This window comes from Rheinheimera texasensis DSM 17496 (genome assembly GCF_000711985.1).
In the GTDB taxonomy this organism is placed as follows: Bacteria; Pseudomonadota; Gammaproteobacteria; order Enterobacterales; family Alteromonadaceae; genus Pararheinheimera; species Pararheinheimera texasensis.
The window spans coordinates 1027985-1044708 of sequence record NZ_JONU01000007.1; the positions used below are offsets into that span (position 1 = coordinate 1027985).

The following is a 16724-nucleotide window of genomic DNA, read 5'->3' on the forward strand; positions in this document are numbered from 1 at the left end:
TTAATTCCTACCCAGTTTGCTAATTAAGCAGCAGCTTTTTTAGCAGCTTTTACCAGTGACGCAACGCGATCGCTCAGAGATGCACCTTGTGCAACCCAGTGATCAACGCGGTCCAGGTCGATGCGCGTTTTCTCTTCAGTGCCGCCGGCGATTGGGTTAAAGAAACCCACGCGCTCAATGAAACGGCCATCACGAGCAAAACGGCTATCAGCGACCACAACTTGGTAAAATGGACGCTTTTTCGCGCCACCACGTTGTAAACGAATAGTTACCATACCGTCCTCTATTTCAATCGTTCAGGTTTTTGTAAATCAAAATCCCCGCGGTCGGGCCGCAGGGACGCCGAATTGTACGCGTTTTTCGTTGTAATGCAAGGATTTTCAGGCTTCGCGGCCGGTTATCAGGCCAGTCGCCGCAGTGGATGAATCTGTGGATAAGCTCTTGAAAAGCTGTTGGGATAAGTGCTGAAGCCACAGCGCGGATCCATTGGATCCTTACTGTGATCTGGCAAAACAATTTGGGTAATTGGATTGCTTTGCATACCCAGCCACAGCCGGCGATAAACAACAAGGCCATTGCTGAACAATGGCCCTGAAAAACAATTCACTTGAAACTTAGCGACCGCCACCTAAACCGGGTGGCAATTTACCCCCCATAGCACGCATCATTTTCATCATCCCGCCTTTACCACTCATCTGCTTCATCATCTTCTGCATCTGAGTAAACTGTTTCAGCAGCTGATTGACGTCCTGCACCTGAGTGCCTGAACCGGCGGCTATGCGTTTTTTACGCGAACCTTTAATCAAATCAGGAAATTGCCGCTCTTTTGGTGTCATTGAATTAATAATGGCTTCCATTTTGTTGAAGCTTTTATTATTGATCTGATCTTTAGCACCGGCCGGCAAATTCTTCATGCCTGGCAGTTTGTCCAGCATCGACATCATGCCGCCCATACTGCGCATCTGTACCAGCTGGTCGCGGAAATCTTCCAGACTAAAGCCCTGTCCCTTCATCACCTTGGCGGCAACTTTAGCAGCTTGCTCGCGGTCGACTTTTTGCTCCAGCTCTTCAATCAGGCTGAGCACGTCGCCCATACCGAGGATACGTGACGCGATCCGGTCCGGATGGAATGGCTCCAGTGCATCAGTTTTCTCGCCCATACCGATAAACTTAATCGGCTTACCAGTGATATGGCGGATAGATAAGGCTGCACCACCGCGCGCATCACCGTCGGCTTTAGTCAGGATCACGCCGGTCAGCGGCAACGCTTCGTTAAAGGCTTTAGCGGTATTGGCAGCATCCTGACCTGTCATCGCATCGACAACAAACAAGGTTTCAATCGGTTTAATCGCCGCGCGTAACGCTTTGATTTCATTCATCATTTCGCTATCAACGTGTAGACGACCGGCGGTGTCGACCAGCAGAATGTCGTAGAAACCTAATTTCGCTGCGCTGATCGCTGCATTGGCAATATCAACGGGTTTTTGTGAAATGTCGCTCGGGAAAAACTCCACACCAACATCTTTGGCCAGCGTTTCCAGCTGTTTAATCGCCGCCGGACGATAAACGTCGGCGGACACCACCATCACTTTTTTCTTTTTGCGCTCTTTTAAAAACTTGGCCAGTTTACCGACTGAAGTCGTTTTACCGGCGCCCTGTAAACCCGCCATCAGCACCACAGCCGGCGGCTGCGTATTGAGGGTAAGCTCTTCATTGGCTTCCCCCATCGCTTCTTCCAGCGCCTTTTTGACGATTTTGAGAAATTCCTGGCCCGGCGTCAGGCTTTTGCTAACTTCGAGGCCAACCGAACGCTCTTTAACCTGATTGACGAAATCACGCACGACGGGTAATGCCACGTCAGCTTCCAGCAGCGCCATGCGCACTTCACGCAGGGTTTCTTTGATGTTGTCTTCGGTCAGGCGGCCACGGCCACTGATGTTTTTCAGCGTTCGGGTCAGGCGATCCGACAAATTCTCAAACATGGTCAAATCCGGTTGTATCAAAAATGGCGGCGATTATAACAAAGCGCCAGCAAAGCGTCAGCCTCAGGCTCTGTCAATCTGTCGCCTCTTCCCATACAATGGGCAAAAAGATGCATTCAAATTGGAATTATTTGCATGTCGGCTGTTTTTTTGCCTGTTCTCGCTCTGGTTTGTTACCTGGTTGCTACCGGTATTGTGGCGCAGCGGCTCTATCATGCTGAAGGGCCGCGCCTGAAGCTGTTGTTCAGTGTCGCGATTAGCGGCGTGGTCCTGCATATGCTGGGGCTTAGTCAGAGTTTATTTACCGCCGAAGGTCAGAATTTCAGTTTGCTCAATGTCAGTTCTTTAGTGTGCTGGCTCATCACTGCCGCCTTCACCGTCACGGCATTACGCACCCCAATCCTGTTGTTGCTGCCGATAGTCTATGGCTTCGCCGCAATGGTGCAGCTGGCGGTGATCCTGCTGCCTGATACCGTCCAATTGCAGCATTTTGAACATAGCCCCTGGTTATTGGCCCATATAATGGTAGCTTTTATCGCCTATGTGATTCTGATTATGGCCACCCTGTATTCATTCCAGGTCAGCCTCATCAGTCAGCGGCTGAAACAAAAAACGCCGCTGCCGGCCGGTACTGTGCTGCCGCCCCTGATGCAGGCAGAACAACTGCTGTTCCGGCTGATTTTACTGGGAACTTTGCTGCTGGGTATCACAGTGTTCAGCGGCGCTCTGTTCGGTCAGGATTGGTTTGCCCGACACAATCTGCATAAAAATGTGTTAAGCACACTTGGCTTGACGGTGTTTGTCGTATTGCTGGCCGGCCATCATTTGGCCGGCTGGCGCGGCCGGATCGCCAACGGCCTGACCATGACTGGCAGTCTGTTACTGACACTGGCTTACTTTGGCAGCCGCTTTGTCAGAGAAGTATTGCTGTAGTCCGGCTTGACGCTGTTACCGATTTCGCATATTAATTGGCTCTGAACGGCAACACAGGCAAATTCCGCTTTGGACGCAATATCAACCGGTACGCTGCTGCTTATTCTGGCGTTTCTGGTACTCTGCTCGGCTTATTTCTCCGCAACTGAAACTGCGATGATGTCGGTAAACCCATACCGGCTCAAACATTTATTAAACGAAAACCACCCCGGCGCTCTGCGCACTCACGCCTTATTGCAGCGACGCGACCGCCTGATAGGCCTGATTCTGGTAGGCAATAATCTGGTGAACATTGCTGCATCTGCTATCGGGACTGTGATTGGTATGCGGCTTTACGGCGACTACGGCATTGCCATAGCAACTGCGGCCTTGACATTAATAATCCTGATCTTCGGCGAAGTGACACCAAAAACCCTGGCAGCGCTGCATCCAGAGCGCGTGGCGTTTCCAAGCAGTCTGATGCTGCGGCCGCTGATGAAACTGTTTTATCCGGCGGTCTGGCTGGTCAATCGGATTTGTAACAGCTTCCTGAGTTGGTTTGGTGTCAGTGCCGAACAGCATCACGGCCACAGTCTGAGCAACGAGGAATTGCGTACTGTTGTGCATGAAGCCAGCGCCATTTTACCGGGCCAACACCAGAGTATGCTGGTCGGTGTGCTGGACCTGGAAAAAGCCACTGTCGAAGATATTATGGTGCCACGCAATGAACTGATCGGCATCGATATCAACGATGAATGGAAAGATATCCTGCATCAGCTATCTATCACGCAGCACAGCCGGGTCTTGTTGTACCGCGACAGCGTCGACGATGCGCTCGGTTTTTTGCATACCCGCGACATCATGCGGCTGGTGCTGAAAGACCAGCTGAATAAAGCCAGTCTGCTGCGTGCGGTACATGACATTTATTTTATCCCGGAAGGTACCAGCCTCAATACTCAGCTGGTTAAATTCCAGCATTCGAAAGAGCGGATTGGACTGGTCGTCGATGAATTCGGCGATATTCAGGGCCTGGTGACGCTGGAAGATATACTGGAAGAGGTAGTTGGTGAATTCACCACCGACACGGCCGAGCAAAACAGCGAAGAAATTAAAGCGCAGCCTGATGGTTCTTATCTGGTCGAAGGCAGTATCAATCTGCGCGACTTAAACCGCGAATTGCAGCTGAATTTTCCAACCGACGGGCCAAAAACACTCAATGGTTTGATCCTGGAATATCTGGAAGATATTCCACAATCAAATCTGAGTCTGAAGCTGTTGGGGTATCCGCTGGAAATTATCGCTGTGCAGGACAATATGATTAGTCTGGTCCGTTTGCATCCACACACGCATCAGGAATAACCACAATAAAAGCAAAGACTTGTAAATTAATTTAAAAAATAACAAATTTTTCTGAACTTTCCGCAGACTGCCCCGTCTGACTATTTGAATGGATTCTGCCAAGTTTTTGTTTTCATCCCTGGATTCTCCCTATCCTTAGTTTTACGGCCACTGATGTGGCCGTTTTTTTGTCTGCAATTTCTGCCTTTGCAAAAACAAAACCCGCCGGTTGGCGGGTTTGTATGACCGGCAACAACGGTGATGGTCAGCAGGGTTTTTCGGCGAAATACTGCTTTAGGTACTCGGAAAAACCGACAGTATCCGCCGCTTCGATCTGTTGTTGTTCCGCCAGTGACTCGGCCGCCATCCGACTGAAATCTTCCGGCTGATAATATTGGTAATCACCTGCGAGTAGCTGCTGGCGATACAAATCCGCCAGCTGCAGATCAACAGCGCCACAGTCCTGCTGATTAGCCTGAAGGAGACCCAGCATTTTGCCGGACAAAGTGCGGGTCGGGTCGAGCAGCGCCAAATAATGCTGCTTCAGTACTGCCTGATAAGAGCGCTCTTCATCATCTGCAGTTTGATAGGCTTCATCAAGCCAGGCAGCGATTGGCGACAGTTCGGCGAAAATCTCTTCTGCCCAGTCCTGCATCAGTCTCGGCTGACCATCCTGATCTAACTCAAGATTGAGTCTGCGGCCATCAGTAACTACTTTTTTCAGATTCTGTTCTGTTACCGCCTGTGCTTCGGCGCTCAGTTCAGGGCTGTCTTCCAGCAGGCAATACAGCAGGAACAAATCCAAAAACCGCATCTGCGTGGCGGTGATGCCGACAGCGCTGAATGGATTGACATCAAGAGCCCGCACTTCAATATACTCGACCCCGCGTTTGGCCAGCGCACAAGTTGGCCGCTCACCGCTTTTGATGGTGCGTTTGGGCCTGATTGTCGAGTAGAACTCGTTTTCAATTTGCAGGATATTGCCGTTGAGCTGCTGATACTGACCATCTTTTTCAAGTCCGATGGCATCATATTCAGGCGAAGATGTTGTAATGGCCTGATGCAGACCGCGGATATAGTCCGGTAAGCTGTTATAGGTGATCGCCAGGCTCGACTGAGCGCTATTGGTATAGCCCAAATCACTCATCCGTAATGACGTTGCATATGGCAGATACAGCGTGCCTCTACCCAAAGTCTGAAAATTGTATTTGCTCTGGCGCCCCTGCAAAAACGACTGACACATCGCCGGCGATGCGCCAAACAGGTACACAATAAGCCACACGTATCTTTTATAGTTTCTGATTAAATGCAGATACTGCGCTGAAATAAAATCCTGCAGCGGCTGGCTGTCGCCGAGCAGTTGCTGATAGTTGGCCCAGAAACTTTCCGGAATAGAGAAGTTAAAATGCACACCACTAATGGCCTGCATCATACTGCCATAGCGATTTTTCAGGCCCTGGCGATACAGGGTTTTCATTTTGCCGACATTGGATTCGCCATAATAGGCCAGCCGGATTTCGTCCTGATGCGCAATATAACCAGGCATACTGCCGGCCCCGAGACGTTCTTCACCGAGCTGACGCATGGCGAAACGGTGAATATCCGTCAGCTGCGCTATGGTGGTTTCGATGCTGTTAGTGGCCGGAGTGATGAACTCCAGTAATGCTTCAGAAAAATCAGTGGTTATGAGTGGATGCGTTAATGCAGAGCCCAAAGCCAGCGGATGGTCTTGCTGTGATAAAGTCCCATCCGGCTTTAGCCGCAGTGTTTCTCGTTCGATCCCGCGGCGAATACCAACAATGTTCTGGTGCCATGGTGCAGCACGCACAGCGGCGATACGGGAAGTAAACAGCTGACTCAATTGCAGTCCTTATCGGGTCTTATTAACAGCCCTGAAATATAACGGCGGCAGCAATGCTGCTAAGGTTTCCTTATCATTGGGGAGGCGCTATTAAAAAACAAGGGGCGCTTTTTATTCCTCTTCTTCTTGTTTACGGCGTTTAAATTGTTGGCGCTGGACAATAAGCCGCAAAATGTCTTTCCAGGAAACAATACCCAGCAGCTTCTGCTGTGGGTTAGTCACCAGCAAACAACTGATATTACGCTCAACCAACAAAGTCGCCGCTGCAATTACCGTAGTGTCCGGACTGATACAAACCACCGGACTTGTCATAATTGACCGCACCTTGCGATTATTTTCAAAGAGTTGTGCAGTCTGTGCAGAGGCTGAATCGGCGACCGGACTTAACGCTTTGTAAAAGTCTTTCACGGAAACAATGCCAATCACCCGCTGCATGCTGTCCACAACAGGGACATGCTGAAAGTGTGCTTCGGTGAATACAGTCCGCAAACTGGCCAAAGAAGCATCCGCCGTTGTGACTACGACTTTTTTCGACATTATGGCTTCAATTGACATTTGAACCTCCGCCAATTTCACTTAATAATCATTACTCTAGCATTTTCAGACGTCAAATCCCATAATGACAGACTGTATCGCTGTGCTGGCAAAATCAGCGTGAGCACAGGCAGGTAATTCAGGTACACTGAGTATCAGCGCAGACTCACCAAGGATCGAATCATGCAACTGAACCGGCTATGTTTTGTGTTGGCAGCCACATTGCTGATATCTGGCTTGCACGCACAGGAATACTATCGTTGGCAGGATAAAAATGGCCAGCTACATGTGAGTCAAATCCCGCCGCCGGCTGGCCTCGATTATGAGATATGGTCGTTGGATCCGAAACAGCCTCCACAGCAAGTAAAGGTAGAAACTGTAAACAAAGCACCAGTGCCGATCACCCAACAGCAGGTCAAAGCATTGCAACAACAGGTTGAGCAGGTCAATGCGCAGTTAAAAGTGCAAAACTGCACTCAGGCCCGTGAAAACAAGCAACGTCTGGAAGCCGAAGCTCCGGTGGCCTTCAATGACACCGAAGGAAAACCAGTGCCGTTAAATGCCGAAATGCGTGCTGAGCAGCTACAAATCGCCGAACGCCATATCGCTGAATTTTGTCAGTCCAGCACCAAAAATTAATCGAGCATACTGCGGGTTGACCCCGCAGTATGCAGGATGTTTTTCAAAGACTAGTTCAGCGGCTGACTGCTGATCACCATCTGCCCGTCCGCCACATCAACGCGTATCAGGCTGTTCGGTGCAATATTGCCGCGTAACAGGCTTTGTGCCAGCGCATTTTCGACATATTGCTGCACAGCGCGTTTTAATGGCCGGGCACCAAACACCGGATCAAAACCCACTGCCGCAATTTGATCCAGCGCCGCTTCTGTCACCTCCAAACCATATTGCCGTTCGGCCAGCCGCTGCCGTAAACGGTTCAGCTGAATACCGGCTATGTTTTTAATCTGCGCGTGATCGAGTGGATGGAACACCACAGTTTCATCAACACGGTTTAAAAACTCGGGTCTGAATTGCTGCGTGAGCACCTGCATCAGCATGTTTTTCATCTGGTCATAACTTTGTTCAGCATAATGTTCCTGAATAAGATCAGACCCTAAGTTCGACGTCATGATGATAACGGTATTTTTAAAATCGACAGTACGGCCCTGACCATCGGTCAGGCGGCCGTCATCGAGCACCTGCAGCAGGATGTTAAACACATCCGGATGCGCCTTCTCCACTTCATCCAGCAATACCACTGAATATGGCCGGCGGCGCACCGCTTCGGTCAGATAACCACCCTCTTCATACCCGACATATCCCGGCGGCGCACCGACTAACCGTGACACCGCATGTTTTTCCATAAACTCCGACATGTCGATACGTACCAGCGCGTCTTCGCTGTCAAACAGGAAGTGCGCTAAGGCTTTGGTCAGCTCGGTTTTCCCAACACCGGTCGGGCCTAAAAACAGGAATGAACCAATAGGTTTATTCGGGTCCGACAGCCCGGCGCGGGAGCGGCGGATAGCGTTGGACACGGCTCCTACCGCTTCGACCTGACCGATGACACGCCGGCCAAGTGCTTCTTCCATTCTGAGTAATTTATCACGTTCGCCTTCGAGCATTTTGCTGACCGGAATACCAGTGGCTTTGGACAACACTTCGGCAATTTCCTGCTCAGTTACTTTGTTTCTGAGCAGTGTCATTTCATGCATTTCGGCCTGGGCTGCTAAATCCAGTCGCTTTTCCAGCGCGGGAATACGCTCATATTTGAGCTGTGACATGCGGTTTAAATCGCCGGCACGACGGGCGACTTCCATATCCAGCCGCGCCTGCTCAAGATCTGCTTTGATACTTTGCGTGCCCTGCAAGGCAGCTTTTTCCGAACTCCAGACTTCGTCCAGTTCGTTGTATTTCTGATCTAACTCACGAATTTGCTCAAGGATAGAATCCCGGCGTTTTTTACTGGCATCGTCGGTTTCTTTGGCAAGCGCATTATCTTCCAGTTTTAACTGAATAATGCGCCGCTCCAGCCGGTCCAATTCTTCCGGTTTAGAGTCCATCTGCATCCGGATGCTGGAAGCCGCTTCATCAATTAAATCAATGGCTTTATCTGGCAACTGCCGATCTGCGACATAGCGGTGCGACAGCATCGCGGCCGCCACAATGGCCGGATCTGTGATATCGACCCCATGGTGCAGTTCGTAGCGCTCTTTTAAGCCCCGTAAAATCGCAATAGTATCTTCGACAGAAGGCTCTTCGACTAACACCTTCTGGAAACGCCGCTCCAGCGCCGCATCTTTTTCGATGTATTTGCGATATTCATCAAGCGTGGTCGCACCTAAACAATGCAACTCACCGCGCGCAAGCGCCGGCTTTAACATATTGCCGGCGTCCATCGCGCCATCGGCTTTACCGGCGCCGACCATAGTATGGATTTCGTCGATAAATAAAATCACCCGGCCTTCTTCTTTGGCGAGTTCATTGAGCACAGCTTTTAAGCGTTCTTCAAATTCACCGCGATATTTGGCACCGGCCAGCAAAGCCCCTAAATCCAGCGATAGCACCCTTTTGTCTTTTAAGCCTTCCGGCACTTCTTTGTTGATGATACGCAGCGCTAAACCTTCAACAATCGCCGTTTTACCGACACCAGGTTCACCAATCAGTACCGGATTGTTTTTGGTGCGGCGTTGCAGCACCTGAATACAACGGCGGATCTCTTCGTCGCGGCCAATCACCGGGTCTAACTTGCCGGCTTCAGCCCGCGCAGTCAGATCGATAGTGTATTTATTCAGCGCCTGACGGGTGTCTTCAGCGTTCGGGTCGTCGACGTTCTGCCCGGCACGCAGTTGATCGATAGCTTTTTCTACTGCGTCTTTACTGACGCCGAGACTTTTCAGCAAGGCGCCTAACTCCGCTTTGTCGTCACAGGCTGCCAGCACAAAAAGTTCGCTGGAGATAAATTGGTCTTTGCGTTTTTGCGCCAGTTTGTCACATAAATTTAGCAAGTTAATCATACTGCTTGATAGCTGCAGATTGCCCTCGCTGCCTTCAACTTTGGGCAGACGCTCAATAGACTGGGAGATTTTTGAACGCAGATCGTGCAGATTAACACCGACCTTGCTCAGCAGGTCGCGGACCGTGCCACCTTCCTGATTGAGCAAGGCATGCATTAGATGCACTGGTTCAATAAATTGATGGTCGCGGCCAAGCGCCAGTGACTGCGCAGTAGCGATGGCCTCCTGAAACTTGCTGGTAAAGCGGTCTAAACGCATGGTGAACTCCCATCTGAAAACATTGTTATGGCATAGATGGGGAAGTGCTGCTGCTTTTTCAAGCGCAAGCCGTCAAAAATTTGACTTACGTCAAAAAACTGTGGGGCTTTGTCTCAGGATTCTGGTTTCAGTATTGTGGGCTCAGCCTGAGCTGCTCAACCAGATTAGACTAGCCTGCCGGCCGGTCTGGCCATCCCGGCGATAGGAGAAAAACCGCTGCGGGTCGGCCACAGTACAATACTCGCCACCGTAAATATCAGTGACACCGACGGCCTGCAAGCGTTGCCGCGCCAGCAGATAAATATCAGCCAGATATTTGCCTGAATTGGCAGAAGGTGAAAAAGCTTCAGCAGCCTGTGCTGAGTGCGCGATAAACGCGGCACGCACTTCGCTGCCTACTTCAAAGTTCAGCGGCCCAATGGCCGGTCCTAACCAGGCCAACACGGCCGAAGGCTCAGGGAAATGCTCAAGTGTCGTTTCCAGCACACCGTCACACAAGCCGCGCCAGCCGGCATGTGCTGCCGCAACCCGGCTGCCGGCTTTGTCACAAAACAGTACCGGCAGACAGTCTGCCGTCATCACCACAGCAGCCAAACCTTCTGTAGTGGTGACGCTGGCATCGGCATCGGTCAGTCCACCTTGCCAGCTATCCAAATCCACCACTGTGGTGCCATGAATTTGATTCAGCCAGGCCGGCTCGCATTTGAAGCCGCAATATTGCTGCAACAGCTGCCGGTTTGCGGCCACCACTTCGGGCTTGTCGCTGACATGAGTACCGAGATTTAAGCCGGCATACACGCCGGAAGAACCGCCAAAAGGCGGTTGCTGCGCCAGTCCACGGCTGGTAGACAGCGCCCGGACATTGGCCGGTGCCGGCCAGTCCGGTAACAGAAAGTCGACAACTGCAGCACCTTGCATCAGCTGTTATCCATACCATGCAATTGGGTATCCTGACGCAGTGCAAGCGTCAATGCCACCATATCGTCCGGCACAGGCGCATGCCATTCCATTAATTCCAGGGTGATGGGATGGGCAAAGCGCAGCATAGCAGCATGCAGTGCCTGGCGACGGAAGCCACGTAACACTTCTAATAGCGCTTCGTCGGCTTTACGCGGTGGCCGTGGCCGGCCGGCATACACCGGGTCGCCCACCAGCGGGTAGTTGATATAAGTCATATGCACACGGATCTGGTGCGTCCGGCCGGTTTCCAGCCGTAAACGTAAGCGAGTGTGATTGCGGAATTTTTCCATCACCCGGTAATGCGTCACCGCTGGTTTACCGCTGGATGTCACCGCCATATGAGTACGTTTGGTCGGGTGACGGCCAATCGGTTCATCGACCATACCACCGGCAGTCATAGCGCCGTGTACTATGGCTTCATATTCGCGGGTGATTTCACGGTTTTGCATCATCTCAACCAGGTGAGTCTGGGCCGGGATAGTTTTCGCGACCACCATCAGGCCGGTGGTGTCTTTATCGAGACGGTGAATAATGCCGGCGCGCGGCACTTCGGCGATGCCAGGGCAATGATGCAGAAGTGCGTTGAGCAAAGTACCATCGTGATTGCCTGCGCCCGGATGCACTACTAAACCGGCTGGTTTATTGATCACCAGAATATGTTCGTCTTCGAAGACGATGTTGAGCTCAATCGGCTCAGCTTCAAACCGTTCGTCTTCTTCAATCTCGGCATTGATGTCGATATGTTCGCCACCGAGCAATTTTTCCCGTGGCGTGTCACACAGGCGGTTATTGACGTTGACCCAGCCGGCCAAAATCCACTCTTTTATCCGCGAACGCGAATAATCAGGGAACATTTCGGCCAGAACCTGATCCAAGCGTTTACCGTAAAGATGATCAGGTACTGTTTCTGTAAGTTTTATCTGTTTTGTCATGTCGGAACCGGTTATCCTCTGTGCATCGCTGCACGCTCTTTGGTAGAATCGAAATTATTCTGCCTATTTTAACGATTTTATGCAGGACTAGACAGCTAAAGGCTGCAGTCTGAGTGGGTTTTTTAATGAAAGTGAAATTTTTCTCAGTTTTAGCAGTCGCTGCACTGCTTGCCGGCTGCGCCGGTAACAAGCCAGCCGAAGAACTGGTCAACACCAATCAAACCGCCCAACAATCCTATAACGAAGCCAAAGCTGTATTAGATTCAGGCCTTTACAGCCGCGCAATCGATCTGCTCAAAGGTATGGAAAGCCGTTATCCGTTTGGCCCTATGGCCCGACAGGTGCAGCTTGACCTGATTTACGCTTATAACCAGTCTGGTGACATCAAGCAGTCGCTGGCCAGCATTGACCGTTTTATCCGGCTCAATCCAAATCATCCGGACCTGGACTACGTCTATTACATGCGTGGCGTCAGCAATCTGCAGTCCGATGAAAACTCCTTTCAGGAGTTTTTTGGTGTCGACCGTGCCGACCGCGATATCGCCAGCACTAAACAGGCTTTTGATGACTTCAAGATCCTGACCAGCAATTATCCAAACAGCAAATACGCCGCAGCTGCCAAAACTCAGATGATTATCATCAAAGAGAAGCTGGTGCGTCATGAGCTGTTAATCGCCGATTATTACAGCCGCCGTGGTGCTCACCTGGCCGCTGCTAACCGTGCCCGATATGTGCTAGAAACCTATCGCGACTCGCCGTTAGTACCACAAGCATTAGCACTGATGGTAAAAAGTTATGACGAATTAGGTCTGACCAAACTGCGTGATGACGCAAAAGCTGTGTTGCAGCTCAACTTCCCGGACCAGCAGAGCTAAGATAACCGCCAAAAAAGGCCACCGAAGTGGCCTTTTTGCTGTCTGAGGCTCAGTTACAAGGCTTCTAACGCCTCACTGAGCTTACTGACGCCAATAACCTGCATGCCTTCCGGCATTTCCTTCGGCACATTGCTATGCGGCACTATAGCGCGGCGAAACCCGTGTTTGGCCGCTTCCCGCAGCCGTTCCTGACCGCTGGGCACTGGCCGGATCTCGCCGGATAAGCCCACTTCGCCAAACACCACCAAATCCATCGGCAGCGGTTTATTACGAAAACTCGATACCAACGCCAGCAAAGTGGCTAGATCAGCACCTGTCTCGCCGACGCGCACGCCGCCAACCACGTTCACAAACACGTCCTGGTCAGCCATTTGAATGCCGGCGTGGCGATGCATCACCGCCAGTAACATCGACAGCCGGTTTTGCTCCATCCCAACCGCAACCCGACGCGGATTATTCAGCGGCGAATAATCCACCAGCCCCTGAATTTCCACCAGTAAAGGCCGGGTACCTTCCCATAACACCATCACCAACGACCCCGGCGCTTCTTCCTTGCCGCGGTTTAAAAAAATCGCTGACGGATTTTTTACCTCTTTCATGCCCTGCCCGGTCATGGCAAATACGCCGAGTTCATTCACAGCACCAAAGCGGTTTTTGTTACCGCGTAACGTGCGATAGCGGCTATCACTGTCGCCATCGAACATCACTGAGCAGTCGATACAATGTTCCAGCACTTTGGGCCCGGCCAGCGAACCGTCTTTGGTGACGTGACCGACCATGATGACAGCTATATTCTGCTGTTTTGCAAAGCGGGTCAGATAAGCGGCGCTTTCGCGCACCTGAGACACACTGCCAGGCGCAGACTGGATATCCGCCATCTGCATCACCTGGATGGAGTCGATGACCATAATGCGCGGCTTAACGGTTAAAGCCAGGTCACAGATGGTTTCCACCTGCGTCTCGGCTAACATCTGCAGCTGATGCATCGGTAAAGCTAAACGATTGGCCCGCATCGCCACCTGCTGCAGTGATTCCTCGCCGGTGACATAAAGCGCAGGCCCCTGTCCCGCCAGAAAACACATGATTTGTAATAGCAAAGTACTTTTACCGGCACCAGGATGTCCGCCAATCAGAATGGCAGAGCCAGGCACAATACCACCGCCCAGCACCCGGTCAAATTCGGCAAAACCGGAGCTGAACCGCGGCACTTCCTGTAAATCTACCTGATCAAGGCGGATGATCTTCGCGGCGGTAGCACCGGCATAACCGCCCGCCAGACTGCGGCTACTTTTAGACGGTGCCGCCATACGAACTTCACTGATGGTATTCCAGGCACCACATTCGGTACATTGGCCTTGCCAACGCACAAAATCAGCACCGCAGTCATTGCAGACATAAGCAGTCTTGGTTTTTGCCATTTTTGGCCTCAAAATTATTGATAGGCATAATAATTGCTTTTATTGTATTGATATTATCATATGCCGCTGCAGTGAAGTGGCTATACAGGACAGAATGACAACACCGGATCTCCTCCCGTATCTGGGCATTATTGAGAGGTTAAAACCCTTACTGAACAGCAATGAATTCAGTGAGGTTTTTACTATTTTGACCCAAGAGATCCCTAAACCCAAACAGTTCCTGTTGAAGATGGAACTTAAGCGTCTGGGTCAACCCTGTAACTACTACATTGATTTGCGCGGTCGCGTTGATGGTGAAGTGCGACCTTTTGAACATGGCGGCAAAACCCATTATATGGACGACACCGCCGTCAAAGCTTTTGAACGCGGCCTGAAGCGCTACGGCCAATACACGCTGGGCTTGTACGAGGAAGTGATGAACACCGATAACAATTATCGGGTTCGACACAAGCAGGAAACAGAACAACGTTTGCAGGCCGTCATTGCCGGTGACCCGCTGGTTAATAAAGACCCAACACCGGATACCGATCAGGAAACTGATAAAGCTGGTCCGCGTATTGTGCAGTTCGCCAGCTACTGCAGCCGCGGCGAAGAGCGGATGAATTTCACTATCGACATTGAAGTGGAACTGGATGATGGCGAAACCTTTCAGGCAAGCACCGTCGATTTATCTGTATCCGGCAGTAAGCTCAAAGTCCCGGGTAGCCGCAGGTTACAGAGCGGGCAAAAAATTGCCCTGCATTTCACCGGTTTAGAGCAAGAGTTTGCCTTAGGCCTGTCGCAGGGTATCCCTTATCAGGTCATCGACAGCGAATTAGTAGACCGCTCGCAGTATGTCCGGGTCAAACGTTTGCCACTGGCCGATGAACGTGGTTTTACTGACTTCCTGAAGCAATTTATCCACGGCAATAAACGCCGCTATAAAGTCAATCTGGATAACACGCTCGATGCAGTGATCGTCAAAGGCTATGAGCAGTTTTATCTGCCAAGGATCGCATCCTTGCCAGTGTTTCTGGCGGTGCGGGATGGTTTGCCAGTTCCGGTGTGCGTACTGACCACCGAAAACAACCGCCAGCACGTGCAGTATTTTCAGGATGAACGACAACAATCGGTATTGATGCAGATTCTATCCGGCAAACGACTGAAAGCCTGCCTGCAAAAAGCCCCGGTCGAGCGATCCACCGTCCTTTATTGTTTTACCCATGCGGCCAAAGGCAAATTATATTTTTACTCAGCCACAGCCGACGAACTGGCGCAGCAACCACAGCTGCAAAGCGTGTTTTTTGGTTTTGGCGCGCAAAAACCCAGTTGGCGGGTGTTCCACCTGGTGGTGCATCGCACCCATCCGCAGGATTCGCATATGCTGCTGTCACTGCCAGATACGGCAGACCAGGAGATCCAAAAGCTTAATCAGCCGCCACCGCCGATAGTGCAACAGTTTATTCAGGATTTCCGCTACATCGCTGCACTGACGGAGATTAACCACAATGAAAGTAATTTGCTGTATCAGCAAATCAGCTTCGATGAGACTTTGCTGGGTCAGCTGAAAATCTTTGGTCATCCAAAAGTAGACGAATTGCCCCCGCTCGAGGCAGTGGCGGTGCAATATGTCAACTTGCGGGCTGAAGGCCGGTTTTTATATAAAACCCGCGTTTTGCTGAAAATCAATAACCAGCAATATATCGAAGCACATACCCGCGATTTTTCTTCGCGGGGTCTGCAGATAGAAACGCATGAACAAATCGCCTATCAAAAAGGCGACAAAGTGCAGCTGGCACTGCCGGATATGCAAAAAATATCCAGCAAATACGGTCTGCAGGATCTGGAATACGAAGTGATGGCGGTCAGCAAAAATCAGCTGATCATGAACTTACGTATTGTCGAGCAGGAAGCACCGCATCAGGGCCGGTTATTTTTTGAACAGCTGATTAAAAACAACAGAGCTAAGCTCACCATGGCGGAAGAAACGCCGAAATTCGCAGGTCTCGGTCAGGCGCTGCGCAATATGTATGTCAAAGCGCTGAACAGCTTCCCGTTTTTTATGCACCGTCACGGCATCCGTTATGACCTAAACGTGCTGGGGCAAGGCGCCGAACCAAACAACCTGCACCGGCTGCTTGGCGTGTTGGCTGAGGACAAGACCAAACCGAACTTACAGCCGCTGTTGAAAAACAGCGCCACCAACCTGCATTTTGCCAATCAGCTCAAAGGCATGAAACGGCAAGATCCACCGCGCACTTATGAAGTTTTTATCCGTTACCGGCAAAATCAGCAAAAAATGGAACAAAGTTTTGTCACTGAGTTCGATTTCGATTTAAAAACAACGCAGGCTAAGCACTTTTTCGTTCAGGACGCCTTAGCCAACGATTTGTTATTTGCCTTTCGCATCCATTTGTCGCGCACCGGCCGCCCCGACACTGAACATATCAATAAAGAACTGAGTTACATCAGCGTCTATGCCATTCATAAAGCCAAAGTGCTGGAAGAAGAGTTATGGAGTGTGGTTGGGGTCGGTGATGTCATCGATATCAGTGACGAGGTGTTGCTGCGTTTTAGCATTCCAACCGAACAAATCCAGTCGCAACAACAAAAACGCCGCAGTTTTATTCAACAGCTGGAACAGAGCAGCTGAAGCCG

Annotated in this window: 13 protein-coding genes; 5 read left to right on the forward strand and 8 right to left on the reverse strand. The window is 50.9% G+C overall.

The window, feature by feature from the left end:
• Positions 1-23: 23 nt before the first annotated feature.
• Positions 24-275, reverse strand: a complete 252-nt coding sequence (gene rpsP / locus Q399_RS0104755; RefSeq protein WP_031566147.1) for a 30S ribosomal protein S16 — start codon at positions 273-275, stop codon at positions 24-26.
• A gap of 339 nt (positions 276-614) precedes the next feature.
• Positions 615-1982 carry a signal recognition particle protein gene (ffh, locus tag Q399_RS0104765; protein ID WP_031566152.1) on the reverse strand — a complete coding sequence of 456 codons (1368 nt, stop codon included), beginning with the start codon at positions 1980-1982 and terminating at the stop codon, positions 615-617.
• Between the two features lie 135 nt (positions 1983-2117).
• Between ffh and Q399_RS0104770 the strand changes: the two genes are divergently transcribed.
• Both Q399_RS0104770 and Q399_RS0104775 read left to right on the forward strand, forming a co-directional pair.
• Complete coding sequence (locus Q399_RS0104770) at positions 2118-2915, forward strand: cytochrome C assembly family protein (protein WP_031566154.1); 798 nt, start codon at positions 2118-2120, stop codon at positions 2913-2915.
• Between the two features lie 69 nt (positions 2916-2984).
• A complete protein-coding gene (locus Q399_RS0104775; RefSeq protein WP_031566157.1) occupies positions 2985-4253 on the forward strand; it encodes an HlyC/CorC family transporter in 1269 nt (422 codons plus the stop codon).
• 244 nt (positions 4254-4497) lie between these two features.
• On the opposite strand, the gene gshA is transcribed toward Q399_RS0104775, so the two are convergent.
• Positions 4498-6093, reverse strand: coding sequence for a glutamate--cysteine ligase (gshA, locus tag Q399_RS0104780; protein ID WP_031566158.1), 1596 nt, complete (start codon positions 6091-6093; stop codon positions 4498-4500).
• Between the two features lie 111 nt (positions 6094-6204).
• Positions 6205-6648 (reverse strand): CBS domain-containing protein, encoded by a 444-nt coding sequence (locus tag Q399_RS0104785; RefSeq protein WP_031566163.1) that lies wholly within the window; start codon positions 6646-6648, stop codon positions 6205-6207.
• Positions 6649-6810: 162 nt separating this feature from the next.
• Between Q399_RS0104785 and Q399_RS0104790 the strand changes: the two genes are divergently transcribed.
• A complete protein-coding gene (locus tag Q399_RS0104790; RefSeq protein WP_031566167.1) occupies positions 6811-7266 on the forward strand; it encodes a DUF4124 domain-containing protein in 456 nt (151 codons plus the stop codon).
• Between the two features lie 50 nt (positions 7267-7316).
• On the opposite strand, the gene clpB is transcribed toward Q399_RS0104790, so the two are convergent.
• The 3 genes from clpB to rluD all read right to left on the reverse strand — a co-directional run bounded on the left by clpB (position 7317) and on the right by rluD (position 11794).
• A complete protein-coding gene (clpB, locus tag Q399_RS0104795; protein WP_031566170.1) occupies positions 7317-9902 on the reverse strand; it encodes an ATP-dependent chaperone ClpB in 2586 nt (861 codons plus the stop codon).
• Positions 9903-10043: 141 nt separating this feature from the next.
• Complete coding sequence (gene pgeF / locus Q399_RS0104800) at positions 10044-10820, reverse strand: peptidoglycan editing factor PgeF (RefSeq protein WP_031566172.1); 777 nt, start codon at positions 10818-10820, stop codon at positions 10044-10046.
• Positions 10820-11794, reverse strand: a complete 975-nt coding sequence (gene rluD / locus Q399_RS0104805) for a 23S rRNA pseudouridine(1911/1915/1917) synthase RluD (protein WP_031566174.1) — start codon at positions 11792-11794, stop codon at positions 10820-10822. Before rluD ends, pgeF begins: the two co-directional genes overlap by 1 nt.
• Before the next feature lie 125 nt (positions 11795-11919).
• Here rluD and Q399_RS0104810 point away from each other — a divergent pair, with 125 nt between their 5' ends.
• Positions 11920-12669, forward strand: a complete 750-nt coding sequence (locus Q399_RS0104810; protein WP_031566175.1) for an outer membrane protein assembly factor BamD — start codon at positions 11920-11922, stop codon at positions 12667-12669.
• A 53-nt stretch (positions 12670-12722) separates the two neighbouring features.
• On the opposite strand, the gene radA is transcribed toward Q399_RS0104810, so the two are convergent.
• Positions 12723-14087, reverse strand: a complete 1365-nt coding sequence (radA, locus tag Q399_RS0104815; RefSeq protein ID WP_031566177.1) for a DNA repair protein RadA — start codon at positions 14085-14087, stop codon at positions 12723-12725.
• 94 nt (positions 14088-14181) lie between these two features.
• On the opposite strand from radA, the gene Q399_RS0104820 reads away from it, so the two are divergent.
• On the forward strand, positions 14182-16719 hold the full coding sequence (locus Q399_RS0104820) for a PilZ domain-containing protein (protein ID WP_031566179.1): 2538 nt from the start codon (positions 14182-14184) through the stop codon (positions 16717-16719).
• Positions 16720-16724: the final 5 nt, after the last annotated feature.